Origin of the sequence: Limnohabitans sp. T6-20 (assembly GCF_003063505.1) — a bacterium.
GTDB lineage: Bacteria > Pseudomonadota > Gammaproteobacteria > Burkholderiales > Burkholderiaceae_C > Limnohabitans_A.
In genome coordinates, this window is record NZ_NERW01000002.1 from 161,269 (window position 1) to 184,586 (window position 23,318).

At 60.4% G+C, this 23,318-nt stretch carries 19 protein-coding genes; 7 read left to right on the plus strand and 12 right to left on the minus strand.

What is annotated here, in order from left to right; translation table 11 throughout:
- Window positions 1-109 precede the first annotated feature (109 nt).
- The 3 genes from B9Z33_RS07005 to B9Z33_RS07015 all read right to left on the minus strand — a co-directional run bounded on the left by B9Z33_RS07005 (window position 110) and on the right by B9Z33_RS07015 (window position 3,440).
- On the minus strand, window positions 110-1,315 hold the full coding sequence (locus B9Z33_RS07005; RefSeq protein WP_108286325.1) for a M20 aminoacylase family protein: 1,206 nt from the start codon (window positions 1,313-1,315) through the stop codon (window positions 110-112).
- Between the two features lie 15 nt (window positions 1,316-1,330).
- Window positions 1,331-2,323 carry a tripartite tricarboxylate transporter substrate binding protein gene (locus B9Z33_RS07010; protein WP_108286326.1) on the minus strand — a complete coding sequence of 331 codons (993 nt, stop codon included), beginning with the start codon at window positions 2,321-2,323 and terminating at the stop codon, window positions 1,331-1,333.
- 127 nt (window positions 2,324-2,450) lie between these two features.
- Window positions 2,451-3,440 carry a tripartite tricarboxylate transporter substrate binding protein gene (locus B9Z33_RS07015; RefSeq protein WP_233252761.1) on the minus strand — a complete coding sequence of 330 codons (990 nt, stop codon included), beginning with the start codon at window positions 3,438-3,440 and terminating at the stop codon, window positions 2,451-2,453.
- A gap of 120 nt (window positions 3,441-3,560) precedes the next feature.
- On the opposite strand from B9Z33_RS07015, the gene B9Z33_RS07020 reads away from it, so the two are divergent.
- Entirely contained in the window at window positions 3,561-4,466 is a 906-nt protein-coding gene (locus tag B9Z33_RS07020; RefSeq protein ID WP_108286327.1) for a LysR family transcriptional regulator, read from the plus strand.
- 18 nt (window positions 4,467-4,484) lie between these two features.
- On the plus strand, window positions 4,485-5,216 hold the full coding sequence (locus tag B9Z33_RS07025; RefSeq protein WP_108286328.1) for a sulfite exporter TauE/SafE family protein: 732 nt from the start codon (window positions 4,485-4,487) through the stop codon (window positions 5,214-5,216).
- A 61-nt stretch (window positions 5,217-5,277) separates the two neighbouring features.
- Here the strand turns inward: B9Z33_RS07025 and B9Z33_RS07030 are convergent, their stop codons facing one another.
- Complete coding sequence (locus B9Z33_RS07030) at window positions 5,278-6,255, minus strand: GMP reductase (protein WP_108286329.1); 978 nt, start codon at window positions 6,253-6,255, stop codon at window positions 5,278-5,280.
- Window positions 6,256-6,467: 212 nt separating this feature from the next.
- On the opposite strand from B9Z33_RS07030, the gene B9Z33_RS07035 reads away from it, so the two are divergent.
- Together B9Z33_RS07035 and B9Z33_RS07040 are read left to right on the plus strand one after the other, a co-directional pair.
- The gene (locus tag B9Z33_RS07035) at window positions 6,468-8,870 is read left to right on the plus strand and encodes a UvrD-helicase domain-containing protein (RefSeq protein ID WP_108286330.1); all 2,403 of its coding nucleotides are present in this window, start codon (window positions 6,468-6,470) and stop codon (window positions 8,868-8,870) included.
- Window positions 8,871-9,084: 214 nt separating this feature from the next.
- Window positions 9,085-9,561, plus strand: a complete 477-nt coding sequence (locus B9Z33_RS07040) for a peptidylprolyl isomerase (protein WP_108286331.1) — start codon at window positions 9,085-9,087, stop codon at window positions 9,559-9,561.
- Window positions 9,562-9,703: 142 nt separating this feature from the next.
- On the opposite strand, the gene B9Z33_RS07045 is transcribed toward B9Z33_RS07040, so the two are convergent.
- From B9Z33_RS07045 to B9Z33_RS07070, 6 genes are all read right to left on the minus strand, one after another.
- Window positions 9,704-10,426 (minus strand): ABC transporter ATP-binding protein, encoded by a 723-nt coding sequence (locus tag B9Z33_RS07045; protein ID WP_108286332.1) that lies wholly within the window; start codon window positions 10,424-10,426, stop codon window positions 9,704-9,706.
- Between the two features lie 22 nt (window positions 10,427-10,448).
- Window positions 10,449-12,374 (minus strand): ATP-binding cassette domain-containing protein, encoded by a 1,926-nt coding sequence (locus B9Z33_RS07050; RefSeq protein ID WP_108287036.1) that lies wholly within the window; start codon window positions 12,372-12,374, stop codon window positions 10,449-10,451.
- A 2-nt stretch (window positions 12,375-12,376) separates the two neighbouring features.
- Window positions 12,377-13,255, minus strand: coding sequence for a branched-chain amino acid ABC transporter permease (locus tag B9Z33_RS07055; RefSeq protein WP_108286333.1), 879 nt, complete (start codon window positions 13,253-13,255; stop codon window positions 12,377-12,379).
- A gap of 93 nt (window positions 13,256-13,348) precedes the next feature.
- Window positions 13,349-14,596 (minus strand): ABC transporter substrate-binding protein, encoded by a 1,248-nt coding sequence (locus B9Z33_RS07060; protein WP_108286334.1) that lies wholly within the window; start codon window positions 14,594-14,596, stop codon window positions 13,349-13,351.
- A gap of 240 nt (window positions 14,597-14,836) precedes the next feature.
- Window positions 14,837-15,640, minus strand: a complete 804-nt coding sequence (locus B9Z33_RS07065; protein WP_108286335.1) for a BPSS1780 family membrane protein — start codon at window positions 15,638-15,640, stop codon at window positions 14,837-14,839.
- 4 nt (window positions 15,641-15,644) lie between these two features.
- Window positions 15,645-16,607, minus strand: a complete 963-nt coding sequence (locus B9Z33_RS07070) for a homoserine kinase (protein WP_108286336.1) — start codon at window positions 16,605-16,607, stop codon at window positions 15,645-15,647.
- A gap of 380 nt (window positions 16,608-16,987) precedes the next feature.
- Between B9Z33_RS07070 and polA the strand changes: the two genes are divergently transcribed.
- A complete protein-coding gene (gene polA, locus B9Z33_RS07075; RefSeq protein ID WP_108286337.1) occupies window positions 16,988-19,828 on the plus strand; it encodes a DNA polymerase I in 2,841 nt (946 codons plus the stop codon).
- A gap of 3 nt (window positions 19,829-19,831) precedes the next feature.
- On the opposite strand, the gene B9Z33_RS07080 is transcribed toward polA, so the two are convergent.
- Window positions 19,832-20,479, minus strand: coding sequence for a glutathione S-transferase (locus B9Z33_RS07080; protein ID WP_108286338.1), 648 nt, complete (start codon window positions 20,477-20,479; stop codon window positions 19,832-19,834).
- 110 nt (window positions 20,480-20,589) lie between these two features.
- Between B9Z33_RS07080 and B9Z33_RS07085 the strand changes: the two genes are divergently transcribed.
- Window positions 20,590-21,492, plus strand: a complete 903-nt coding sequence (locus B9Z33_RS07085; protein ID WP_108287037.1) for a dienelactone hydrolase family protein — start codon at window positions 20,590-20,592, stop codon at window positions 21,490-21,492.
- A 67-nt stretch (window positions 21,493-21,559) separates the two neighbouring features.
- Window positions 21,560-22,426 carry a ZIP family metal transporter gene (locus tag B9Z33_RS07090; RefSeq protein WP_108286339.1) on the plus strand — a complete coding sequence of 289 codons (867 nt, stop codon included), beginning with the start codon at window positions 21,560-21,562 and terminating at the stop codon, window positions 22,424-22,426.
- A 29-nt stretch (window positions 22,427-22,455) separates the two neighbouring features.
- Here B9Z33_RS07090 and B9Z33_RS07095 read toward each other — a convergent pair whose 3' ends face one another.
- A complete protein-coding gene (locus B9Z33_RS07095; protein ID WP_108286340.1) occupies window positions 22,456-23,313 on the minus strand; it encodes a sulfurtransferase in 858 nt (285 codons plus the stop codon).
- Between the last annotated feature and the right edge of the window lie 5 nt (window positions 23,314-23,318).

Sequence of the window (23,318 nt, forward strand, 5' to 3'; positions counted from 1 at the left end):
CCGCAGGGGCAGCCTCCCACAAAAATCAAAACCGCATCAGCGACGCACAGAAGCCCCTGACATCTCTGGCTGTGGGAGCGCGCCCCTGCGCGCGAATGCGTCTCTGGTTTTACGCGGGTAAAAACCGCTCCACCAGCAGCGACCAGAACGCCGAGCCAATGGCCACGTTCTTGTCGTTGAAGTCATAGCCCGGGTTGTGCACCATGCAGGCGCCGTGGCCGTCGCCCGAGCCGTCGCCGTTGCCAATGAGCAAGTAGCTGCCAGGCACCTCTTCGAGCATGAAGGCAAAGTCTTCGCTGCCGTTCAGGGCGCGGCCTTGGCGCACCACTTTGTCCGCACCCACCAGTTCCTCGGCCACATCACGGGCAAAGTCGGTTTCGGCCAGGTGGTTGACCAGAACAGGGTAGCCGCGTTGGTAGTCGATTTCGGCACTCACTCCATAGCTCTGGGCTTGTCCGTGAACCAGCTCGCAGATGCGTTTTTCGAGCAGGATGCGGATATCGCGGTCGAGTGAGCGCACGCTTAAGCGGAGTGTCGCGGTCTGCGGGATCACGTTGTTGGCCACGCCCGCATTGAAGGCGCCCACGGTGATGATGGCCATCTGCTGTGGGTCGATGTTGCGGGCCACGATGCTTTGCAAGCCCATGACGATGGCCGATCCGGCCACCACCGGGTCAGCGGCCACATGCGGCATGGCACCGTGTCCGCCCTTGCCGTGCAAGGTGATGGTCACGTTGTCCGACGACGCCATGGCCGAGCCATCGCGCAAGACCAGGTGGCCTTGTGGGTGGCTGGGCATGTTGTGCATGGCAAAGATGGCATCACACGGGAACTTTTGGAACAGCCCGTCTTCCATCATTTTCTTGGCACCGCCCAAGCCTTCTTCGGCGGGCTGGAAGATCAGGTTCACGGTGCCCGAAAACTCACCTTTTTGCGCGATGTGCTTGGCCGCAGCCAGCAGCATGGCGGTGTGACCGTCGTGGCCGCAGGCGTGCATGATGCCCACATTGCAGCTGGCGTAGGGCAGGCCGGTGGCCTCGTCAATCGGCAGCGCGTCCATGTCGGCGCGGATGCCGATGCTTTTGCTGCCTGTGCCTTTTTTGAGTTGACCCACCAGACCGGTGCCACCCAGGCCGCGCGTGACCTGGTAGCCCCAAGCGCTCAGCTGCTCGGCCACCAGATCGCTGGTGCGGTACTCCTTGTAGCCCATCTCGGGGTGCTTGTGGATGTCGCGGCGCACCGCGATGAACTCGTCGGCCTGCGCGTGCAGGGCTTGCAGTTTGTCGTGCAGAAAAGCGTCGGCTGGGGCGTTCATGGCTGACCTCCTTGCTTACTGGGGTTGCAGGTTCATGGCTTTGGCAATGCCGCGGTAGCGGGCGGTGTTGTCACTGTAGACCTTGGTCAATGCAGGCAGCGCCTGAGGACGTGGCACCACCATGGCCTGGGCTTCAAGTGAGCCACGAATGGCCGGGTCGTTGGCGACTTCACTCAGCGCTTTGTGCAAAGCCTGAACGATCGGCTCCGGGGTGTCCTTGTGCACGAAATAGCCAGACCAGGTGTCGAACACAAAGCCCTTGAGTGCTTTGCTGTCGTTCAAAGAGGGGGCTTTCTTGAGCAGTTCCTGGCGTTCTGCCGACAGCACGCCAACCACCTTGATCTTGCCATCGTCCACCAGGGCCACCTGGCCTTTGCCGAAAGGCGAAATGAAAATGTCCACCAGACCACCCATCAGATCTTGTTGGGCCGGGGCACCGCCCTTGTAGGGCACATGCGTCATGGGCAAGCCGGTCAGTTTGGACATGTGTTCACCCAGCAGGTGGTACATGGAGCCTGGGCCCACGCTCGCATAAGTCAAGGGTTTGCCTTCGGCGGCCGCCTTGCGGGCGTAGTCGATCAACTCGTCACCGTTGTTGGCAGGTAAATCCTTGCGGCCGAACATGGCCATCGGGTTGATCGAAATCATCTGCACCAGGCGGAAGTCCTCGCTCTTGTACTTGATCGCGGCATTGGACAGCGGGGCCAGGATCAGCTCATTGGGGGAGCCCTGGAAAATGTAATAGCCATCGGCAGGCGCTGACAGCACTTTCTGCGCCGCAATGCCGCCACTGGCACCGCCCAGGTTTTCCACCATCACGGGCTGGCCCAAGTGCTTGGCCAGGCTGGTGTTGATGGTTCGCGCGATCACATCCGACAGGCCGCCCGCAGGGTAGGGCACCATCAGGGTCACGGGCTTGGCGGGAAACGACTGGGCTTGTGCAGATGCCAAAGTCAGACCTGCCAATAAGGCGGTCAGCAGTCGCTTGAGGAAGGGGGTGGTTTTCATGGTTTTTGTCTCCTGGATGAAATGAGGATCTCTTATCGTGAAGTCATCTTTTTTTTGCAGGTGTTGCAGCTTGAGCTGTCATTTTTATTCATGCGGCGGATTGACGTCACGAGCGAGATGTTTTGATTTATTGAGGTTGCAAATTGATGTTGCGGGCAATTGTGCGGTAACGCTCAATTTCAGAATTGTAAATTTTTGACAACTCTGCCGGTGTACGGGTTTTTAACACGACGTTGCCCGTGGCCTCAAACGCTTTGCGTATTTCTGGATTGTCCAAGGCGGCATAGAAGGCCTTGTTGATGGTGCTGATCACCGCATCGGGCGTGTTCTTGTGAACTGCCACACCCGCCCAGATGTCGAATTCCATGCTTTCCATGCCCGGCATGGCAGCCAGTGCTGGAAACTGTTTGAACAAAGGATGGGGCACTTTGGATGTCACGGCCAGACCGGTCATTTTGCCTTCGATGATGGCGGGTGGAATCGGTCCTCCTACGGGTAAAAAAGCCATGTCGATCTGTCCGCCCATCAGGTCAGACATCAGGGGTGCGATGCCCTTGTAGGGCACGTGCAGCATGTCTGTTTTGGTCAGTTGGGCGAATTTTTCGCCAATGAGATGGTAAAGCGAGCCTGGGCCCACGCTGCCGTAGCTCAAGGGTTTGTTGGGGTTTTTCTTCATGTAGGCCAGCAATTCCTCGACTGTCTTGATGTTCAAGGAATTGCGCACGGTCAGGATGGTGTTGGTGGTGTTGATTTGGGCCACCAGTTTGAAGTCTTCGGATTTGTATTTCACGCCTTGGATGGCCATGGGGGCCAGCACCAGTTCCATCGGACTGGCCAAAGCAAGGGTGTGACCGTCAGCGGCTGCATTGACCAGCTTGGCCATGCCAATGGCCCCACCTGCACCGCCAATGTTGTCGATGATCATGGTTTGGTGTAACTTGGCTGCTGCATCAGGTTGGATCTTGCGAGCCACAAAGTCAGACGGGCCACCAGCCGGGTAGGGCACGATCAGGCTGATGGTTTTGCTCGGGTAGGTTTGGGCCATGGCACCGTGGGTCAGCATCATGGTGGACAGCCCAGCGGCCAGCAGGCCCTTGAGTAAGGTGCAAAATTTCATGGGGTTGTCTCCTCTTGAGGGTTTTGAAAGGTCCGAATATGGGCCTTTGACGCATCTTAGAAATCGGCTTAGGATGTGTCCAATGCATTATTTTTCTTGTTTTCATTCATTTAAAGAATAGTGAACCTCAAACATTTGGCCCATTGGCTGGCGCTGGCCGAGACTGGATCGTTCAGCCGTGCCGCAGAAAAGCTCCACATCACCCAGTCGGCATTGAGTCGCAGCATCCAAGTGCTGGAAGAAGACTTGGGTGGCCCCCTGGTCGACCGGGTGGGCAAAAAGAATGAACTGACGCCGCTGGGCCGATCGGTGCTGGAGCGGGCGCAGCGCATCGTGCATGAGGCACAAGAGCTCAAACAGGGCGCCGCGCTGTTGCAGCAAGGGGGCATGGGCAGCTTGCGGGTGGGCCTGGGGTCAGGGCCGGGGGCCATGCTCATGACGCCCTGGCTGCGTTACATGGCCGAAAACCACCCGACGGTGCATGTGGCCGTTTCACGCGGCTCCACCGAGTTGCAACTGGTGCAGTTGCGTGAGCGCCAGCTCGATGCGCTGGTGGTGGACGTGCGCCGGGTCGCCATAGCGGCTGACCTGAGGATGGAGCACATCGTGGAGATGCGGGCCGGATTTGTGTGTCGCCGGGGGCATCCGATTCGGGGTCAATTCCCCGACAAAGTGCCTTTTGATGCCTTGCTGGCTTATCCGATGGCGTGTACCCCTCTGTCGCAAGAGGTGGCCCGCATCATGGTGGATCATTACGGTCCGCGCGCAAATCCGGCCCAAATGACCACTTTGCAGTGCGAGGAAATTCCCAGTCTGATCGATGTGGTGCAGCAGACCGATGCCATTTATCTGGGGATTTTGGGGGCAGCACGGCAGGGGCTGGCCAGCGGTTCTCTGGTGGATCTGGCCATGGACCCGCCTTTTCGTGGTGGAGCACTTCTGGCGCTGATCACCTTGGCGGGCCGCACGGAATTGCCCATCATGTCGGTCTTCAGGGACTTTGTGACCCGCCAGCTCACCGATTGAGAACAACGAGGACTTCACATGCTGGAATGGTTTTACCCCATCGGGGTGGTTTTGTTGGGTTACACCGTGCTGGGCCTCACGGGCTTTGGTTCGTCTTTGGTGGTGGTACCTCTATTGGCCTGGAAATGGCCTTTGCCTGCCGTGGTGGCACTCGCTTTGCTGATGGACGTGCCCGCTTCGGCTTTTCACAGTGGGCTGAACTGGCGGCAGGTGCAGTGGCGCGAGCTGCGCCGCCTCTTGCCGGGCATGGTGCTGGGCACGCTGGTGGGCTTGTGGCTTGTGCAGCACATGAACAGCCGCTGGCCCTTGCTTTTGTTGGGGGTCTATGTGGCGGGCGTGGGGATCAATGCCTTGCGGCCCAAGGCGTCCCAAGCGTCAATCTCACTACCTGTCTGGGCTTGGCCAGCTGGGGCGGCCATTGGGTTGGTCGAAATGATCTTCGGCACGGCCGGTCCCTTGGTGGTCGCTTGGCTCAGTCGCCGCTTGTCAGATGTGCAGCAATTGCGGGCCACCACGCCCTTGGTCATTGCGGTGGCTGCGGCCACTGTGCTGATCGGCATGACCTGGGAAGGGCGCTTGTCCAACAGTTGGATCTGGCAGCGTTGGATAGTGCTGATCGGTGTGGCGCTGGCGGGCGTATGGCTGGGCCACCGCTTAGCCCACCGAGTACCGGTAGCGCGTTTGCGTCAGATCATCTGCGGCTTGCTGGTGGTCAGTGGTGTGATGCTGGCTATGGGGGCCTTGCGCTGAGGGTTTTGAAGTCAAAAAAAGGGGAGCCCATGGCTCCCCTTGCTGTGAACGCTGCGATGGTTTACATCAACAAATGCTCACCCGCGTTGTCACCGCCCAGGGTCACATAGTTCACCTTGCGGATGTCCATCAGTTTGGTGCCGCCCGCGTAGCTGATCGAGCTTTGCACGTCCTGCTCCATCTCGATGAGCGTGTTGGCCAGCTTGCCCTTGATGGGCTCCAGAATGCGCTTGCCTTCGACGTGTTTGTACTCGCCCTTGTTGAAGTCAGACGCCGAGCCGTAGTATTCCTTGAACATCTCGCCATCGACCTCAACCGTTTTGCCGGGCGACTCTTCGTGGCCTGCAAACAGCGAACCGATCATGACCATGCTCGCGCCAAAGCGGATGCTCTTGGCAATGTCGCCATGGCTGCGGATGCCGCCATCGGCAATGATGGGCTTGGTCGCCACACGAGCGCACCACTTGAGGGCCGACAGCTGCCAGCCGCCCGTGCCAAAACCGGTCTTGAGCTTGGTGATGCAGACCTTGCCGGGGCCCACGCCCACTTTGGTCGCGTCCGCGCCCCAGTTTTCCAGATCGATGACGGCTTCGGGCGTGGCCACGTTGCCTGCGATCACGAAGCTCGTGGGCAGTTTGGCCTTGATGTAGCCGATCATGTCGCGCACGCTGTCGGCGTGGCCGTGGGCGATGTCGATGGTGATGTATTCGGGCACCAGGTTTTCGGCGGCCAACTGGTCCACCGTGGCTCGGTCAGGGGCTTTGACGCCCAGCGAGATCGAGGCGTAAACGCCCTTGCCATGCATGTCGCGCACGAACTGGACGTTGTCCAGGTCAAAGCGGTGCATCACATAAAAGTAGTCGTTTTGTGCCATCCAAAGGCAGATGGACTCGTCCACCACCGTTTTCATGTTGGCAGGCACCACCGGCAGGCGGAACTTGCGGCCACCCAGTTCGACGCCAGCGTCGCACTCCGAACGGCTTTCCACGCGGCACTTGCGTGGCAGCAACAAGATGTTGTCGTAGTCAAAAATTTCCATGAGAAAACCAAGCTCCAAAAAGGAATCGTTAAAAGGAACGAATGAGCGCTTGGCTTGGCCGGTTTGATCCGTCTACTGACAGGTCCGTTGCAGACCTCAGACGAAAAAAAACCGGGCGCAAGAATCTTGGGCCCGGTGTCTGATTCTACCCGCATTCCCTGACGCTCCATTCAGGGCATTTTGTCGGGGTGGGGCTCCTACAATCTCCCACTATGTTGTCAGACACCCCACCGAATACTTCCTCCCCGTTGCTCGCCCAGCTCAACGACGAGCAGCACCGTGCCGTAGCCCTGCCGCCCGAGCACGCTTTGATATTGGCCGGTGCCGGTTCGGGCAAGACGCGGGTGTTGACCACGCGCATTGCTTGGTTGCTGCAAACCTCGCAGGTCTCGCCCGGCGGCATTTTGGCGGTGACCTTCACCAACAAAGCGGCCAAAGAGATGAAGCTGCGCTTGCAGTCCATGCTGCCGGTGAATGTGAACGCGATGTGGATCGGCACCTTTCACGGTCTGTGCAACCGGTTTTTGCGGGCGCATTACCAGCTGGCGGGTTTGCCGCAGACCTTTCAGATTTTGGACACGCAAGACCAGTTGTCGGCTGTCAAGCGGCTGTGCAAGCAGTTCAATGTGGACGAAGACCGCTTCCCGCCCAAGCAGTTGCAGTATTTCATTTCGGGCTGCAAAGAAGACGGGCAGCGCCCCGGCGATGTGACGGTGCGCGATGACGAGACCCGCCGCAAGGTGGAGCTGTACCAGCTGTACGAAGAGCAGTGTCAGCGTGAAGGCGTGGTGGACTTTGGCGAGCTGATGCTGCGCTCGTATGAGCTGCTGCGTGACCACTTGCATGTGCGCGAACATTACCGCCGCCGTTTTCGGCACATCCTGGTGGACGAGTTTCAGGACACCAACAAGCTGCAATACGCTTGGCTCAAGCAGCTGGCGGGTTTGCCGGGTGAGGGCGGTGAATGCGCCATCTTGGCCGTGGGCGACGATGACCAGAGCATCTATGCCTTTCGCGGTGCGCGGGTGGGCAACATGGCCGACTTTGTGCGCGAGTTCCAGGTGAAGCACCAGATCAAGCTGGAGCAAAACTACCGCAGTTTCAGCAACATCCTGGATTCGGCCAACCACCTGATCAGCCACAACAAGACCCGCTTGGGTAAAACCTTGCGCACAGACCAAGGCGCGGGCGAGCCGGTGCGGGTGGTGGAGTCGCCTTCTGACTTTGCCGAAGCGCAATGGCTGGTGGAAGAGTTGCGCCAGTTGGTCAAGCAAGACGGTTTTGAGCGCAAGGAAGTGGCGCTGCTGTACCGCAGCAACGCCCAAAGCCGGGTGCTGGAAACCGCGCTGTTCAACGCCGGGTTCCCTTACCGTGTGTATGGCGGTTTGCGCTTTTTTGAGCGCGCCGAGATCAAGCACGCGCTGGCCTATTTGCGCCTGATGGAGAACCCCAACGACGACACCAGCTTTTTGCGGGTGGTCAACTTTCCGCCACGCGGCATCGGGGCGCGCAGCGTGGAGCAATTACAAGACGCGGCCCGTGCCGCAGGCTGCTCGCTGCACGACGCGGTGAGCGCCACCACCGGCAAGGCCGGGGCCAATCTGGCGGCCTTTGTGGCCATGGTCGATGTGCTGCGCGAGCAGACCGAGGGCATGACGCTGCGCGAAATCATCGATCTGGTGCTTGACAAGACCGGTTTGGTCAACCACTACCGCGCCGAAAAAGAAGGCGCTGACCGGGTGGAGAACCTGGAAGAATTGGTCAACGCGGCCGAGAGCTTTGTCACCCAAGAAGGCTTTGGCCGCAGTGCTGTGGCCATGCCTCAGGGCTTGTCGCAAAGCCCGGCCAGCCAGGGGGTGAGCGCTGCGCCTGCATCAGACCTGGGTACGATCGACGAGTTCAGCGAAGACGGCGTGATCATGAGCCCGCTGGCGGCTTTCTTGACCCACGCTTCTCTGGAGGCGGGCGACAACCAGGCGCAGGCCGGGGAAGACGCGGTGCAGCTCATGACGGTGCACGCCAGCAAGGGCCTGGAGTTTGACGCGGTGTTCATCACCGGTCTGGAGGAAGGCCTGTTCCCGCACGAAAACGCGATGAACGACTTTGACGGTCTCGAAGAAGAGCGCCGCCTGATGTACGTGGCCATTACCCGCGCCCGCAAGCGTTTGTATTTGAGCCATTCGCAAACCCGCATGCTGCACGGCCAGACCCGCTACAACTTGAAAAGCCGCTTTCTGGACGAGCTGCCCGAAGAATGCCTGAAGTGGGTGACGCCCAAAAATGCCGGATTCTCGAATCTGGGCTCTGGCAGCAGCGGCTTTGGCCAGGGTGGCAGTGCCTGGACGCAGACCCCGGCACAAAACCGCCACGCCCGCCCGGCCTGGGGTCAGAGCAGCCTGAGCACCGAAACCTACAAAAGCCCGCCCGTGCCTGTGCAAAAAGCCGCGCCCGAGCATGGCATCACCGCTGGCAAAAATGTGTTCCACACCAAGTTTGGTGAGGGCAAAGTCCTGGCTGTGGAAGGCGTGGGCGCCGATGCCCGTGCCCAGGTCAACTTTCCGCGCCATGGCGTGAAATGGCTGGCGCTGAGCGTTGCCAAACTCACGGTGGTGTGAGGCTGATCCGCCACAAATTTTCTTTTGTGGGAGGCCGCCCCTGCGGCCGAAAGTGCAGGCCTTGTTTTTGTGGGAGGCTGCCCCTGCAGCCGAATGTGTGCAGTGGCTAAGCTGCCATTCGCGAGCAGTGGCTCGCTCCCACAAAGGCAAGCGACGCGTCAGGGGTCTGCGAGTTGAACGACAATCACCCCCATCGAAAACTAGGAAACGCCCCATGAAAATCACCAAAGACACCGTCGTTACCATGCACCACAAAGTGGTGAACGCCCAGGGCCAGTTGCTCGACAAGACGCAAGAGCCCACGGCTTACCTGCATGGTGGCTATGACAACACCTTCCCCAAAATCGAAGAAGCGCTGGAGGGCCAGGAAGTGGGCTTCACCACCACGCTCAAGCTGGCCCCGGCCGATGCCTTTGGCGAGCGCGACGAGGCGCTGGTGCAAACCATCTCCAAAAAGGATTTCCCACCTGGTGTGAAAGTCGGCGGTCAACTGCGCGGTCGCGCGGACGATGGTCAGGAGCAGGTGTTCACCGTGGTCAAGATCAAGGGCGATCAGGTCATTCTGGATGCCAACCATCCCTGGGCTGGGCAGCACCTGACCCTGACTTTGACGGTGCAGGAAGTGCGCGCTGCCTCGGCCGAAGAAATCACCCACCGCCATGCGCATGGCGCGCACGGTCACCACCATTGAGCCAGTCACGTCGACCTGAAAGTCCGACCTACGGGGGAAGAATATGCAGGTCGGCGGCTTCTGCCCCGACATCGAAACCCTAAACAAAAGGGGCAGTCCTTGCGGACTGCCCCTTTGTCGTTGGTGTGGTCTGAACGCTGGCTCAGTGACCGCCGCCCAGGTAGGCGGCTTTCACGGCCGGGTCGGTCTTCAGGCGCTCGGCGTCGCCGTGTACCGAGATGCGGCCGTTTTCCAGCACATAGCCGTAGTCGGCCACGTTCAGGGCAGCGGCAGCGAACTGCTCGACCAGCAGCATGGTCACGCCTTGCTCTTTCAGGCGGCTGATGATCTTGAAGACCTCTTCCACCAGAATCGGTGCCAAGCCCATGGAGGGCTCGTCCAGCAAGACCACTTCGGGGTTCAACATCACGGCGCGGGCCATGGCCAGCATTTGTTGCTCACCGCCCGACAAGGTGCCGGCCAGCTGGTTGCGGCGCTCTTTGAGGCGGGGGAACAGGTCCATCGCGCGGTCCAGGTCACCGGCCACATCGCCTTTGGGGCGGCTGCCGGTCAGGCGCGGAAAGGCGCCCAGCGTCAGGTTGTCGGTCACCGTCATGGTGGCGAACACGCGGCGGCCTTCGGGCGAGTGCGCCAAGCCCAGCTTGGCGATGTGGTACGACTCCATGCCGTCGATGCGCTTGCCGTTCAGCGTGATCTCGCCCGAGGTGGGCTGGATCATGCCGGAGATGGCGCGCATGGTGGTGGTCTTGCCAGCGCCGTTGGAGCCGATCAGGGTCACCACTTTGCCTTTCGGCACCTCGATGCTGATGCCATGCAGGACGTGCACTTTGCCGTAGCCTGCTTCCAGATTTTTGATACTCAACATGTCTTGATACTCCAGTCGGCCATCAGGTGGCCGTTCCGCCGAGGTAGGCTTCGATGACCTTCTCGTTGGCTTGAACTTCTGCGGGTTGGCCTTCGGCGATCTTCTGGCCGAAGTCCAGCACCGAGACGGTGTCACAGATGCTCATCACCACATCCATGTGGTGCTCGATCAGGATCACGGTGATGCCGTGGTCGCGGATCTTGCGGATGATTTGCACCAGCTCCTTGATGTCGGGGGCGGTCAGGCCCGCAGCAGGCTCGTCCAGCAACAACAGTTGAGGGTCGAGCGCCAGGGCGCGGGCAATCTCCAAGAGGCGCTGTTTGCCGTAAGGCAGGTTGCGCGCTTCTTCGTTGGCCAGCTGAGCCAAGCCCACAAAGTGCAAGAGGCTCATGCCGCGCTCGGTGGCGGCTTGCTCTTCTTTGCTGTAACGCGGGGTGTGCAGCGCCACATCGAGGAAGTTGCTCTTGAAGGTGTGGTGCAAGCCGACCTGCACGTTTTGCAGGGCGGTCATCTCGCCAAACAATTGCACGTTCTGGAAGGTGCGGGCAATGCCCGACAAAGCGATGTCAGACGATGTGCGTCCCACCACAGAGCGGCCAGCAAAAGCGATGTCACCGGCTGTGGGCACGTAAATGCCGGTCAGCACGTTCATCATGGTGCTCTTGCCCGAGCCGTTGGGTCCGATCAGGCCGTGGATGGTGCCGCGCTTGATCTTCAGGTCCACCTGGTTGATGGCTTTCAGACCGCCGAACTGCATCAGCACCTGGTTGGCCACCAGCAGGTCGCCGTCGCCGTTTTCGGTGGCACGCACCAAGGCGCCTTGCTGGTTTTGGCCAGCTGTCAGGTCGATCACGTTGTCGGAGTTGGCGGTTTTGCCCATCAGGCTGCGGGCAAAGCCCACGATGCCGTCTTGCAGGTAGTACACGACAAACAGGATCATCAAGCCGAAGATCGACAGACGCCAGTCGGTGATGTTGTCCAGCCAGAACGAGAAGGCCGTCAAAGCGGCGGTGCCGACCACGGGCACAAACATGGTTTGCCAGGTGGTGCGGTGGCGTGCGATGCCGATCACGGCACCCACCAGCATCAACACGGCCAGGCCGCTGGCGACCATGCGGAAGGCTTCCAGGTCATCGAGCAGCTTGGGCAGCAGCACGATGATGGTGGCACCCAGCATGGCACCCAGGCGGGTCTTGCGGCCGCCCATGATGATGGCCAACAAGAACATCACGGTCAGTTCGTTGTTGTAAGTGTTGGGCGAGATGTACTGCTCAGAATAGGCATACAGGCAACCGGCCAGACCGGCAAAGCCGGCGCTGATCACGAAGGCATACACCTTGTAGCGGTAGACCGAGACGCCCATGCAATCCGACGCCACGGGGCTGCCGCGCAGCGCTTCAAAGGCGCGGCCCAGCTGCGAGCGCAGCACGCGGTGCACCACCAGCAGCGACAGCGCCAGCATCACGCAAACGACCCAGTAGAACGATTCTTCGGTGAACTTGTAGCCGGCCACGGTGGGCTTGGGGATCTTCAAGCCCATGGGGCCTTCGGTCAGGAAGGTCATCTCGTTGATCAGGATTTGGATGATCGTGCCAAAGGCCATGGTCACCATGGCCAGATATGGGCCGGACACGCGCAAAGCAGGCAAGGCCAGGATCGCACCAAAAATGCCGGTCACCACGATGCTGGCAGGCAAGATGACCCAGAACGGCGCACCGACCTTGAGGAACAGCACACCCGCGGTGTAGGCGCCAATGCCAAACAAACCAGCGTGGCCCAAAGAGACCTGGCCGGTATAGCCCACCACGATGTCCAGGCCGAACAGCAAGATCGCGTAGATCATGATGGTCTCGACCAGGTGGATGTAATAGGGGTTGTGTGTGAAAACAGGCACCAGGCACAGGGCGATGAAGCCCAGTACGGAAGCAATGAAGTATTTGCGATTCATCATCAGACCTTCTTGATCGCAGATTTACCAAACAAGCCAGAGGGCTTGACAGCCAGCACCAGCAAAAGAAGAACCAGACCGGGCACATCTTTGTAGCCGGTGGACAGGTAAAAGCCCGTGGTGGTTTCGGCAATGCCCAAAATGATGCCGCCCACGATGATGCCCATACCGCTGGTCAAGCCGCCGATGATGGCGACCGCAAAGGCCTTGAGGCCCAATACCGCGCCCATGGTGGCACCTGTCAGTGTCAGGGGCGCAATCAACATGCCCGCAAAAGCAGCGGTCAGAGACGACAGTGCGTATGAGAAAGTGATCACCAGACCGGTATTGATGCCCATCAGTTTGGCGGCATCGCGGTCGTTGAAGGTGGCCACCACGGCTTTGCCATAAATGGTTTTGCGGTTGAAAAATTCCACCGCCAACATCATCAGCACTGCACCGCCGATGACCAGCAACTCCATGGGCAACACGTTGGCACCCATGATTTTCAGGGGCGATTCAGGCAGGGGCGATGGGAACTTCAGGTCGTCGCGGCCCCAGATGTTCTCGGCCACGTTTTTGAAGATGATGCCCAGCGCGATGGTGGACATGATCCAACCAAATTCACTTTTGATTTTGATGGCGGGGCGCACACCGATGCGCTCGACCAATGCGCCTTGGAACAAGCCAAAGACACCGACCAGCGGAATGGCCAGCCAGTAATTCATGCCAAGACGATCGACCAAAGTCAACGCCACCAAAGCGCCCAGCATCAAGGCCTCACCCTGACCGAAGTTCAGGGTGTCGGATGTGGCAAACGTCAGCTGGTAGCCAAAGGCAATGACCGCGTAGATCATGCCCAGCGCGATACCGCTGTAGACAAGTTGGAGAAGGATTTCCATAGGAGAACTCAGGAGGTAAGAAGTGAAAAGCGGAAATACATATAGAGAACGCCGTATTCGCTTGCGCGAATACGGCGTGTGGAAGTTCACAAATTACTTCTTGGCGGGCTGCTTGGCAGCTGCAGCGTCTTTCTTGACGGCCTTGGTGCGGATGTCAGCACCTTTTTGGCGGTCTTCTTCGTAGGCGTACACCACTTTGCTGCCCTTGACTTCACCGAACACAGGGATGTTGGCGGTGATGGCTTCGTGGTCGTCGTGGGTGAAAGGCTTGTCATAGGTGGTGACCACGCCTTCGACCTTGGTTTGCAGGTTTTCCAGGGCTTCGCGGATTTTCACGCCGTCGGTGCTGCCCGCTTGCTTGATGGCGGCTGCCAACAGGTAAACCGAGTCATAACCTTGCGCAGCCGAAACGGGCGAGTCGATGCGGTTGTTCTTGGGCTTGAAGGTCTTCAGGTAGCCCTCGATGAATGCCTTGCGCTTGACGGTGTTGGCTTCCTGAATGAAGGTCTGGGGCATGCGAGCGCCTTCGCCGCCAGGGCCAGCGTTGTCAATGAAGTTGGCCATGGACAAAGTCCAGCTGCCGACCATGGGGACTTTCCAGCCCAGCTTGGTCATGCCGTTGGCGATCTGTGCCAGCTCTGGGCCAATCGCGTAAGTCAGGATGGCTTCAGCGCCGGCTTCTTTGGCCTTGAGCAGCTGAGGGGTCATGTCCACGTCCTTGACGTTGAATTTTTCAACAGCCACGGCTTTCACGCCTTTGGCGGTCAGGGCTTTTTCCAGGTCTTCACGGCCCAGTTGGCCGTAGTTGGTGGAGTCGGCCAGGATGGCGACTTTCTTGAAACCACGGCGACCGATGGCTTCTTCCACGATCATGGGGGCCTGGATGCTGTCGTGCGCAGCGTTGCGGAAGATGTAGTTGTCAGGGAACTCAGGTGCCTTGAACTGCTGGGTCACGATGGAGCCCGTGGCCACGTTGTTGAAGACGGGGATCTTGGCTTCTTGGTAGAAACGCTGCGAAGCCAGGGCCACGCCGGTGTTGATGAAGCCCAAAGTGGCGACCACTTTTTCCTTGTTGATCAGTTCCTGGGCGATTTGCACGCCACGCTCGTTCTTGGCTTCGTCGTCACGTTCGACGGCTTGCAGCTGACGGCCCAGCACGCCGCCGGCCTTGTTGATTTCGCTGATGGCCAGTTTGACGCCATCGCGCATGCTCACGCCCATGGAGGACGAGCCGCCGGTGTAAGGGCCGGTCACGCCGACTTTGATGGGGTCTGCGGCAAAAGCCAGACCGGTGGTCAGCATCAGGGATGCGAGGAGGGTCAAGTGGGTGCGACGTTGCATGTAGAAATCTCCAGATGGATTGAGAAATCTGTCGCGACCAAGGGTTTTCAGAAATTCCTTGACCAGCAACAGAACTTGCGCTGGTCATTATGTTGGACGCCGGGGACGCTATTGGTTAGCGTGAACCCTTGGGTGGTGGGTTTTGGCGTGAATTTAATTGCGGGGGATGCTAAAAATAATTCACAGCGTGGGGCGGCGGCCTGCTGCCCACCTCGAAAGCCGCGCAACCAGCAGGGCCGATCAGTCCATTGGCTGGGCTGTGTCCGGACCGTCGTCGGGTTTGGCTGTGGGGGAGAAGCAGCTTTGCACGGTAAAGAGCATGGATGTGAAAAACATCGCTGTCACCATCAAGGCCATGGGCATGAGGATGGCCATCATCAGTTGAGGGTCGCCCAACAAGCTGGCGATGAGCAAAGCCAGGATGCCAGAGCCGGTAAAAATACCGATCCAGACCAGCACATAGACTGAAAAAGCTCTCAAATTTCGCCAGCAAGCCACTAGGCTGAAAAACAGGCTTTTGCCTGCGGGCAAGCCATGCCAATAGACCAATGCCGGGGCATGCCAAAACATCATGGACACCGGGATGTAAAGCACCATCGACAGCCACAAAGCCACCTGGAATGATTCGGCGTTGACCGTTTCCGGGGTGATGGCGGCACCGCCAAAATAGACTTTGGCAAAAGTGCCGCCGTCAGCCAGCACCGAGACCAGCATCACGCCCAAAAACAGCACGGCATACCAACCACCCAGGTGGAGCATGGTTTTGCGCTGGGGGCCAGCTTTCAGCGCAGAAAACAAAATGCCGGGCATTGGAAACTTGCCTTCCACGGCAGTTTGCGTCGCTGCCATCATGCCCAGCGTCAGCGCGGGCAAGGCCATCAAGGCAAAAGCCCCGCCAATAAAAGGCACCAAAGACAGCACCGACACGGTTGCCATGAACAGGAAGAACAAACCCGACATGGCCAATGGTTGGCGCCAGAACGTGCGCACGCCTTGAATGGCCCAATGGAGGCCGGTGCGTGCGGGAACGATTTGCAGGTTCATGGTGTCAGGTGAGGGCAGAGGCCAGGACAGGGTGGTCAACCCGACCACGAAGCACGCGTTCGAAGTGTGTGGGGTCGTGGGGCTTGAGCATGGAAGCTTCGCGGGGGAGATGGTAGTCCCAAAGCCGCGAAATCCAGAAACGCAAAGCCCCTGCGCGCAAAAGGGCAGGCAACAATTCGCGTTCGGCGGCACTCAAGGGGCGCACTAGGTTGTAGGCGTTCACCATGGCTTGGGCCCGTTCGGCGTCGTGTACACCGCTGGGCAAGTCGATGCACCAGTCGTTCAGGCACACCGCCAAGTCAAACAGCCAGGTGTCGATACCGGCAAAGTAAAAGTCAAAAAAGCCGGTCAGCTGCTCGCCGTCGAACATCACGTTGTCGCGGAACAAATCGGCATGCACCGGGCCACGCGGCAGCGCGGCGTAAGCGGCGCTGTTGGCGATGTGATTTTGGTAGGCCAGTTCGCTGCGCAGCAGGGCCGCTTGCGCATCATGGAGGTAGGGCAGCACCACGGGCACGGTCTCGTTCCACCATGGCAGGCCGCGCAGGTTGGGCTGACTGCGGTTGTAGTCGGCCCCGGCCAGGTGCATGCGCGCCAGCATGTCGCCCACGGCGGCGCAGTGCGCGGCCTGGGGTTGCAGCTGGCTTTTGCCCGTCAGCTTGTTGACCACGGCCGCCGGTTTGCCGCTCACGGTGTGGAGGATGTCGCCATCGCGGTTGGCCGCGGGGTCGGGCACCGGAATGCCGCAACCTGCCAAGTGCTTCATCAGGTAGAGGTAAAAGGGCAGTTGCTCTTGTGTAAGGCGCTCGAACAAGGTGAGCACGTACTCGCCTTGGGTCGTGGTGGCGAAATAGTTGGTGTTCTCAATCCCGCCTTCAATGCCGCGCAATTCGGTCATGGCCCCCAGGTTCAGGGACTGCATCAGGCTGTCGGCCTGCTCGGGAGTGACTTCGGTGAATACCGCCATGGGGGAGAAAACCGTCAAAGCGCCAGATGGGCCTGGCTTGGGTGAGCAAAACACGGATTGTAGAGGGCGAAAAGACCCAAATGACCCGCAAAGGGCTGACTGCGCTGGGCCGATGTGGCAAAGCGAAGCGCCTCTGAGGCCCAGCGCAGTCGGCCCTTTCCGGGTCTGCCTTTGTCGGAGGTGATGGTGTGTGGTGGCTGCGCCGAGGCTCAGAGGCGCTTCGCTTTGCCACATCGCCTCAGCGCAGCCCCCCCACACCATCTGGAGGTTCGTCTGTCGTCATAGCGCTTCGCTTTGCCACATCGCCCTGGCGCAGGCCCGGCCACCCGATCATGGGGTCGTTTGACAGTCAAGCCCTTAACCCGGTACACAATCGGGGGATGAGCGATAACACCCCCGAAACATCCCAGCCGACCCTTTTGCTGGTCGACGGCTCCAGCTACCTGTACCGCGCCTTTCACGCCATGCCTGACCTGCGGGCCGTGCCCGGCGACCCGACGAGCGCCGCTACAGGCGCCATTCGCGGCATGATCAACATGATGGAGCGGCTGCGCAAGGATGTGCCCGCCATGTACGCCGTGTGCGTTTTTGACGCCAAAGGCCCCACCTTCCGCGACGAGTTGTACCCCGAGTACAAGGCCAACCGCAGCCCCATGCCCGATGATTTGCGCACGCAGATCGAGCCGATCCACGAGCTGGTGCGCTTGATGGGCTGGACCGTGCTGGACGTGCCCGGTGTGGAGGCCGACGACGTGATCGCCACCCTGGCCCATGTGGCCGCGCAGCAAGGCATCACCGTGACGGTGTCCAGTGGCGACAAAGACTTGAGCCAGCTGGTCAACGAGCACATCACGATCATCGACACCATGAACGGCAAGGTGCGCGATGTGGCGGGCGTGACCGCCGAGTTTGGCGTGCCGCCATCGCTCATGATCGACTACCAGACCCTGGTGGGCGACACGGTGGACAACGTGCCCGGTGTGGCCAAGGTGGGACCCAAGACCGCCGCCAAATGGCTGATGGAATACGGCTCGCTCGACAAGCTCATGGAAAACGCCCACGACATCAAGGGCGTGGCGGGCGAGAACCTGCGCCAGGCGGTGGATTGGCTGCCCAAGGGCCGGGCGCTGGTGACCATGAAAACAGATTGCGACCTGAACGCTTGGGTGCCCGATTTGCCCTCACTGGCCAGCTTGCACCTGCACGAGTCGAACAAGGCCAAACTGCTCGATTTTTACCAGACCTATGGTTTCAAAGGGCTGGTGCAGTCGCTGGGTGGGACTGTGCCTGCGCCCGCCCCTAAAGCCAAAGCGGCTAAGCCCAAAGACACGGGCATGGGCGATTTGTTTGGATCGGCATCTGACGAGGAGCCAGTAGCAGCACCTGTGCTTGATACCGCTGCCAGCTCGGTGCAAGGCGCGTTGAAATACGACACCGTGCTCGACTGGGCCGCGTTTGACACCTGGCTGGCCCGCATCGAGCAAGCCCCGCTCACCGCCATCGACACCGAAACCACCTCTCTGGACGCCATGCGCGCCGAGATTGTGGGCATCTCGCTGAGCGTCACGCCCGGCGAGGCGGCTTACATCCCGCTGGCCCACAACGGGCCCGGTGCGCCCGAGCAGCTGCCGCTGGCCGAGGTGCTGGCCAAGCTCAAGCCTTGGTTGGAAAACCCCGTTCGCCACAAGCTGGGCCAAAACATCAAATACGACCGTCATGTGTTCGCCAACCACGGCATCGAGGTGCAGGGCTATGCGCACGACACCATGCTGGAGAGCTATGTGCTTGAAGTGCACAAGCCGCATGGCCTCTCCAGCCTGGCCGAGCGGCATGTGGGCCGCCGGGGCGTGACTTACGAAGACCTGTGCGGCAAGGGTGCGCACCAGATCCCGTTTGCGCAGGTGGACGTGGACAAGGCAGCGCATTATTCGTGCGAAGACTCGGACCAGTGCCTGGACGTGCACTTGGCGCTGTGGCCGCAGATCGAGGCGCATGCCGGTTTGAAGTACGTATATGACCTGGAAATCAAGACCAGCGAATCGCTCTACCGCATCGAGCGCAACGGCGTGCTGATCGACGCGCCGACCTTGGCCGCACAAAGCCAGGCGCTGGGCGAGCGTATTGTGCAGCTCGAAACCGAAGCCTACGAGATCGCGGGCCAGCCCTTCAACCTGGCCAGCCCCAAGCAGCTGGGCGAGATCTTTTTTGACAAGCTGGGTCTGCCCGTCATCAAAAAAACCGCCACCGGCGCGCGCAGCACCGACGAAGAGGTGCTCGAAAAACTGGCCGAAGACTACCCGCTGCCCGCCCGCATCCTGGAGCACCGCAGCCTGTCCAAACTCAAAGGCACTTACACCGACAAGCTGGCGCAGCTGGCGCTGCCGCGCACCGGCCGCGTGCACACGAATTACGCGCAAGCGGTGGCCGTCACAGGCCGCTTGTCGAGCAACGAGCCGAACCTGCAAAACATCCCGGTGCGCACCGCCGAGGGCCGCAAGGTGCGCGAAGCCTTTGTTGCCCCGGCAGGCTGCGTGATTGCGAGTGCCGACTACAGCCAGATCGAGCTGCGCATCATGGCGCACCTGAGCGACGACCCGGCTTTGCTCAAAGCCTTTCATGAAGGGCTGGACGTGCACAAGGCCACGGCAGCCGAGGTGTTTGGCGCCACGCCCGACACGGTGAGCAGCGAGCAGCGCCGCTATGCCAAGACCATCAACTTCGGCTTGATTTACGGCATGAGCGCGTTTGGTTTGGCCAAGGCCTTGGGCATCGACAACACCGCCGCCAAAAACTACATCACCCGCTACTTTGAGCGCTTTGCGGGCGTCAAACACTACATGGACGCCACACGCGAGCAGGCCAAGGCTCTGGGCTATGTCCAGACCGTGTTTGGTCGCCGCCTGGTGCTGCCCGAGATCAACAGCCCCAACGGCCCGCGCCGCGCCGGGGCCGAGCGCGCCGCCATCAACGCGCCCATGCAGGGCACGGCGGCCGACCTGATCAAGCTGAGCATGGTGGCGGTGCAAAAGGCGCTGGATGAGCAAGGCAAGGCCACCAAAGTCATCATGCAGGTGCACGACGAACTGGTGTTCGAGGTGCCCGAATCAGAGGTGGAGTGGGTGCGCACCGAGGTGCCGCGCATCATGGCGGGCGTGGCCGACTTGAAGGTGCCGCTGTTGGCCGAAGTGGGGTTTGGACCGAATTGGGAACAGGCGCACTGAGCGTCAAGTGCCCTCTTGCCATGGCACATGCTTGTGCATGATGACCTCAAACATTTCGGAAGCCTCAAATTCGGTCAACCATGCCAGCAGCCGAGGCCATGGCTGCGCCGCAAACCAGTGCGGGTCGGTGTGGGCAAATTGCCGTACAAAAGGGGCGATGGCCGCATCGGCCAGGCCCCAATGCTCACTGGCCAGAAACGGTTGAGCCTGCAAAAGTGCATCCAGCGAAAGCAGCCAGACCGCAGCCCCATCGCGGTCGGCATGGCCTCTCTCCAGCCCTGAGCGGTTGGGGTATTTGTAGCGGTCCAGTTGTTGTTTGAAGGGCCCGTCGTTGTGCGCGATCAGGGCCAGCGCATCGACCAGAGCCGCATCCGTGCTCGGCAGCCAGCCCAACGGGTCGTGCTGGCGCAGGGCCCACAGCATGATGTCCATGCTTTGTTCCAGCACCAGTTCTGCACCGGACCCGGGCAGCCACAAGACCGGCACCGTGCCTTTGGGCGACAGGGCCAGCATGTGGGCGGGTTTGTTTTTGAGCACCACTTCGCGGTGTTCGTGCGCCAGGCCGCTGGCGTGCAGGGCCAGACGCGCCCGCATGGCGTAGGGGCAGCGTCGAAACGAATACAAAACCGGCAAGGCGGACAAGCTGGGCATGGCCGGAGTCTAAAGGCCTGGCGTTGACCCTGACCGCCATGGCCCTGAACCGTGCAGCCTGCAGGGGCTTGTGCCAAGATAGCTATCCCTTTCATTCGATGATTTTGGAGATGGCCTTGAACAACGATCTGATTTCCGATGCCCAGGCTTTGCTGGGCGGCCGCATCGCCGATGCGGGCACCACGCGCCGTGTGGCTTTGAAAGCTGCTTTGGGCTTGGGTTATGCCGCAGCGGCCGCGCCACTCATGGCCCAGACGGCCATCCAGACCCCGGCGGACGGGCTGGTTTCGGGGCCGGTCACCATCGATGTGAATGGTTTCAAAATGCCCGCTTACCGCAGCGCGCCCGCTGGCAAAACCGGTTTGCCGGTGGTGTTGGTGATTTCGGAAATTTTCGGGGTGCACGAATACGTGGCCGATGTCACGCGCCGTCTGGCCCAAGCCGGTTACATGGCCATCGCGCCCGAGCTGTTTGTGCGCCAGGGCGACGCCCGGGCGTACACCGACATTGGCAAATTGCAGGCCGAGGTGATTGCCAAGGTGCCGGATGCGCAGGTCATGACCGATTTGGACGCCACCGTGGCCTGGGCGGCTGCCAATGGCGGCAACACCCAGAAGCTGGCCATCACCGGTTTTTGCTGGGGTGGGCGCATCACCTGGTTGTATGCCGCGCATCAGCCCAAGCTCAAGGCAGCGGTGGCTTGGTATGGACGACTGGTGGGCAACGCCACGGCGCAGACGCCTGTACACCCCTTGGCTTTGGTGGGCAGTCTGAAGGCCCCGGTGCTGGGTTTGTACGGCGGCGCCGACACCGGCATCCCTCTTGACACGGTTGATAAGATGAAGGCCGAATTGGCGCAAGGCCCTGCAGCGGCGAAAACCAGTGAGTTTGTGGTTTATCCTGAGGCCCCGCACGCTTTTCATGCCGATTACCGCCCGAGCTTCCGCAAGGCGGCCGCGGAAGATGGTTGGCAGCGTTTGCTGGCTTGGCTGAAAAGCCATGGCGTGGCCTGATTTTTGAATGCAACAACCGCCCTTTGGGGCGGTTTGTTTTGGGGTGCTCAGCACCCCGGGAACAACGATGACTTTATTGGCGATTTTGGTGGGGACCCTGGTGGCGGGCATTGGCAGTGTCTGGTTGGCCGCGTGGCTGAGCTTTGGTGTCCTGAGCCGTTACACCCAGCACATGCTCAGTCTGGCTGCTGGCGCATTGCTGGCCACCTCGTTTTTGCACCTGTTGCCCGAGGCCTTTGAGAGTGAGCTGGAGCCGCACACCTTGTTCATGACCTTGTTGTTGGGCTTGGTGTTTTTCTTTTTGCTCGACAAAGCCGAGCTGTGGCATCACGGGCACGAACACCACAACGGACATGGCCATGCCCACGGGGGTGGACATTCACATGGGCATGATCATGGGCACCTCAAAGCCCACGCCCACGCCGATGCCCACATGCACAGCCACCAAAGTGCTGACGACGCCGAGCCCGGCGAAGCCCCTAGAGGCCAATGGGCCGTTTTGGCCGGTGACAGTGTGCATTGTTTTGGCGACGGCATTTTGATCGCGTCGGCCTTCATGGCGGACATGCGCCTGGGGATGATGGCAGCCTTGGCCGTCATGGCGCACGAGGTGCCGCACCACATGGGCGATCTGGCGGTCTTGCGTCAGGGCAGCAACAGTCGCAAGGCGGCCATCGTCAAGGTGTCCATGGCGGGTGCCATCACGGCTTTTGGCGGTGCCGTTGGCTATGTGCTGGTGGACGCTTTGCACGACTGGTTGCCTTACTTTTTGGTGGTGGCCAGCAGCAGCTTCATGTACGTGGCGCTGGCCGACTTGATTCCCCAATTGCAAAAACGACTGTCAGCGCGTGAGACCGCGTCTCAGATCGTTTGGTTGGCCGTGGGCATGGGCATGGTGGTGCTGGTCAGCACCTTGGCAGGGCATCAGCACTGAGCTGGAAATTGCAGCGTGTGTCGGGTGGTTTAACCTTGAGCGCAGGGCATGCCGGGCGTGCTGCTCCACTCGCTCCAGCTGCCGGCATACAGTGCCGTGGGGCCGAACCCGGCTAACTCCATCGCCAGCACATTGGGCGTGGCGGTCACGCCGCTGCCGCAGTGGTGCACCACGCTACTGACGGCGCGGCCCGCCAGTACTTTGTCCCATTCGGCTTTGAGCATGGCGGCTGATTTGAAGAACCCGTCTTCGGTGAAATTTTCGGTGAATGGCCGGTTCAGTGCCCCCGGAATATGGCCTGCCACCGGGTCCAGCGGCTCCACCTCGCCTCGGTAACGTGCTCCGGCGCGGGCATCGACCACGGTTTGCGTGGGTTTACCCAATTCGGTGGACACCTGATCGGTCAACACCAGTTGGCGCAGCGGCGCTTTCAGTTCAAACTGAGCTGGCATCCCCGATGGGGCGGGCCCCGAAGCCAAGGCCCCGCCTGACGCTTCCCAGGCTTGCAGACCCCCATCGAGCACGGCCACGGCATCGTGGCCCAGCCATTTGAGCATCCACCACAGACGACCGCAGTAATGGCCTTTGTTCCGGTCATAGACCACGATTTGCATGCCGTTGTGGATGCCCAAGCGGCCCAACCATTGCGCCACGATCTCGCGCTTTGGCAGAGGGTGGCGTCCGCCGTTCACAGCCTGATCTGGGTCGTGGGTGCTCAGGTCTTTGTCCAGGCTGGCTGGCAAAGCGCCCGCAATGTGCGTCGCTTCAAATAAACCATCGGCCAGCTCCGGCTTCATCAAATCAAAACTGCAATCCAGTACGGCGCAGGGTGTGCCTTGTTGCTGCAGTTGTTGCAATTCGCGGGCGGTGATCAACAAGCTGTACATGGGGT

Bases quoted from the DNA above. Each gene is read 5' to 3' on its own strand.
- B9Z33_RS07055 (WP_108286333.1), bottom strand. From the start codon at position 13,255: ATGGAAATCCTTCTCCAACTTGTCTACAGCGGTATCGCGCTGGGCATG.
- B9Z33_RS07050 (WP_108287036.1), bottom strand. From the start codon at position 12,374: ATGAATCGCAAATACTTCATTGCTTCCGTACTGGGCTTCATCGCCCTG.
- B9Z33_RS07040 (WP_108286331.1), top strand. From the start codon at position 9,085: ATGAAAATCACCAAAGACACCGTCGTTACCATGCACCACAAAGTGGTG.
- B9Z33_RS07060 (WP_108286334.1), bottom strand. From the start codon at position 14,596: ATGCAACGTCGCACCCACTTGACCCTCCTCGCATCCCTGATGCTGACC.
- B9Z33_RS07025 (WP_108286328.1), top strand. From the start codon at position 4,485: ATGCTGGAATGGTTTTACCCCATCGGGGTGGTTTTGTTGGGTTACACC.
- B9Z33_RS07030 (WP_108286329.1), bottom strand. From the start codon at position 6,255: ATGGAAATTTTTGACTACGACAACATCTTGTTGCTGCCACGCAAGTGC.
- B9Z33_RS07045 (WP_108286332.1), bottom strand. From the start codon at position 10,426: ATGTTGAGTATCAAAAATCTGGAAGCAGGCTACGGCAAAGTGCACGTC.
- B9Z33_RS07095 (WP_108286340.1), bottom strand. From the start codon at position 23,313: ATGTACAGCTTGTTGATCACCGCCCGCGAATTGCAACAACTGCAGCAA.
- B9Z33_RS07015 (WP_233252761.1), bottom strand. From the start codon at position 3,440: ATGAAATTTTGCACCTTACTCAAGGGCCTGCTGGCCGCTGGGCTGTCC.
- polA (WP_108286337.1), top strand. From the start codon at position 16,988: ATGAGCGATAACACCCCCGAAACATCCCAGCCGACCCTTTTGCTGGTC.
- B9Z33_RS07005 (WP_108286325.1), bottom strand. From the start codon at position 1,315: ATGAACGCCCCAGCCGACGCTTTTCTGCACGACAAACTGCAAGCCCTG.
- B9Z33_RS07085 (WP_108287037.1), top strand. From the start codon at position 20,590: ATGGCCTTGAACAACGATCTGATTTCCGATGCCCAGGCTTTGCTGGGC.
- B9Z33_RS07010 (WP_108286326.1), bottom strand. From the start codon at position 2,323: ATGAAAACCACCCCCTTCCTCAAGCGACTGCTGACCGCCTTATTGGCA.
- B9Z33_RS07080 (WP_108286338.1), bottom strand. From the start codon at position 20,479: ATGCCCAGCTTGTCCGCCTTGCCGGTTTTGTATTCGTTTCGACGCTGC.
- B9Z33_RS07035 (WP_108286330.1), top strand. From the start codon at position 6,468: ATGTTGTCAGACACCCCACCGAATACTTCCTCCCCGTTGCTCGCCCAG.
- B9Z33_RS07070 (WP_108286336.1), bottom strand. From the start codon at position 16,607: ATGGCGGTATTCACCGAAGTCACTCCCGAGCAGGCCGACAGCCTGATG.
- B9Z33_RS07090 (WP_108286339.1), top strand. From the start codon at position 21,560: ATGACTTTATTGGCGATTTTGGTGGGGACCCTGGTGGCGGGCATTGGC.
- B9Z33_RS07065 (WP_108286335.1), bottom strand. From the start codon at position 15,640: ATGAACCTGCAAATCGTTCCCGCACGCACCGGCCTCCATTGGGCCATT.